The sequence below is a fragment of the Clostridium sp. genome (genome assembly GCF_036639235.1).
GTDB lineage: Bacteria > Bacillota > Clostridia > Clostridiales > Caloramatoraceae > Clostridium_AB.
In genome coordinates, this window is record NZ_JAVWJB010000101.1 from 1 (window position 1) to 2,333 (window position 2,333).

At 32.1% G+C, this 2,333-nt stretch carries 1 protein-coding gene and 1 pseudogene; one reads left to right on the plus strand and one right to left on the minus strand.

What is annotated here, in order from left to right; translation table 11 throughout:
- The first annotated feature begins 316 nt into the window (after window positions 1-316).
- Window positions 317-1,939 (plus strand): Na/Pi cotransporter family protein, encoded by a 1,623-nt coding sequence (locus RR539_RS10775; protein ID WP_332500444.1) that lies wholly within the window; start codon window positions 317-319, stop codon window positions 1,937-1,939.
- A gap of 159 nt (window positions 1,940-2,098) precedes the next feature.
- Here the strand turns inward: RR539_RS10775 and RR539_RS10780 are convergent.
- Window positions 2,099-2,333: pseudogene (locus RR539_RS10780) on the minus strand (hypothetical protein); the annotation flags it as partial.

Below are 2,333 nucleotides of genomic sequence, written 5' to 3' on the forward strand. Positions count from 1 at the left end.
GGGCTGCTTATGGTAATTACCTAAAGGAACTAGAGTCACAACTTAACAAATTAGAACAAAGCGTTAAATAATTTTAAGAGGTTATTCTGTAATTCAGAATAACCTCTTTTTTATTTTAATTAACCTATGTTTAACAGTCTATTCCTTTTAATTACATTTATACATTAAAATTGTCTAAAAAGAAAGAAATACAGAGAATTTATAGGGAGAAAACTATTCACAAGCTAATAAAAGTTATGTATCATATTAAATGTACGTTAAAAATATTGCTAATATTATAGGAATTTATTATTTTATTTACTTAATGGAGGAAAATATGAATATTCTAGAGATGTTTGTGGTTTTATTTGGAGGTCTTGGTCTATTCCTTTATGGTATGAACATGATGGGAGACGGTCTTCAGAATATTGCTGGTGACAAATTAAAAGGTTTCTTTGAAAAGCTTACCTCAAATCCTATTAAAGGGATATTAACGGGAGCTATTATTACAGCTATTATTCAAAGTTCATCTGCAACAACTGTTATGGTTGTAGGATTTGTTAATGCTCAGCTAATGAACTTATTCCAATCAACAGCATTAATTATGGGTGCCAACATTGGTACAACTATTACAAGTCAGTTAATTACCCTTGATATTATGGGGATTATTCCTATATTCATAGGGGGAGGAGCTATTACTGTTCTGTTTGCTAAGAAAGACAATGTTAAGCAAATAGGATCAATTATTCTAGGATTCGGTATTTTATTCTTTGGTATGGACATAATGAAGGATTCAATGGCACCACTTGAGCAATCTCCTGTATTTATAGATATGCTTAAGGCACTTGATGGAAATATGTTCCTTGGGTTATTAACAGGTATGGTAATGACTGCAATTCTTCAAAGTTCATCTGCAACAACAGGTATTCTGATTGCACTTGCAGGTACTGGTATTGTTAATATTACTATGATTATACCTATACTATTTGGATGCAATATAGGAACTTGTGTAACATCATTAATTTCAAGTATTGGTACTTCAAAAACAGCAAGAAAAGCAGCTGTTATTCACCTGCTATTTAACTCAATAGGTACGATTATATTCCTACCTTTATTCTCAGTTTTAGCATGGATGGTAACTGAACTTCCTGTTATAGGGTCAGACAATGTTGAAAGACAGATTGCAAATGCACATACTATATTTAATATAGTTAATACAGTAATTCTTATACCTTTCATTCCACTACTTGTTAAGTGGGCTAATAAAATAATTAAAGGTGAAGATGAAACTGAAAGATATGGAACTAAGTATATAGACGAAAGACTATTAGAAACTCCTTCAATTGCTATTGCCCAAACTGTTAAGGACATTGAGAGAATGGGTAACAAGGCTAAGGAAAATTTAGGAGTAGCTATGGAAGCCTTTAAAACAGGTAATGAAGACATTATTGAAAAGGCATATAAAAACGAAAGCTTAATTAATAAGCTTGAAGAGGATATAACTCAGTACCTTGTTGAAATATCTAAACTTGACCTATCTGAAAAGGATAGTACAAGGGTTGTAGATTTACTTCACATGGTTAATGATATAGAGAGAATTGCAGACCATGCAGATAATATTGCAGACTTTGCAACCCATAAGGCTAAGAAGAAGGTTGAAATGTCAGAGGGAGCTGCTAAGGAGCTTCAAGATATGGTTGATCTTGTTCAAAAGTCACTAGATATAAGTTTAGGTTTACTTGGAAAACTTGATGAAAAGAAACTTGAAGAAGTTATGTTTATTGAGAAGAAGGTTGATTACATGGAAAGAGACCTTAGAAAGTCACACATTGGCAGACTAAATGCAGGTGTATGTAATGCCTTAGTTGGAACAATGTATCTAGATATTATAAGTAATCTAGAAAGAATAAGTGACCTATCACTAAATGTGGCACAATATCAAATGACACATAAGAACTAAAATAAATTTGCTACTAAAGATAAATTCCTGAAAGTAGATTTTCATGGAATGATATTATAAAAGGCTGGCTACTAAATCGGTAGTCAGCTTTTTATACAAAATCAAAGATTAAAAAGGGGCTGAGAATAAGCAGTACTTAGCTGCAAATTCCTAGCCCCTTTATTTTTGTAGGTTTAATAATTTTTGAATGCCATATGTATTGGTAATAGTAGCAGGATAGGACTCCTGAATATCACCGTTATAGGTTACCTTAACATTATCACCAGCTTCAATAAGTTCAAGCTTAGCATTAATTTTTTGTTCGTTTTGTATAACTGTTAAGCCAGTTATATTAACCTCTATAATATCGCTAACCTGGCGTTCCTTAGAACCTTTTTCCGGCTCTATAGTTATA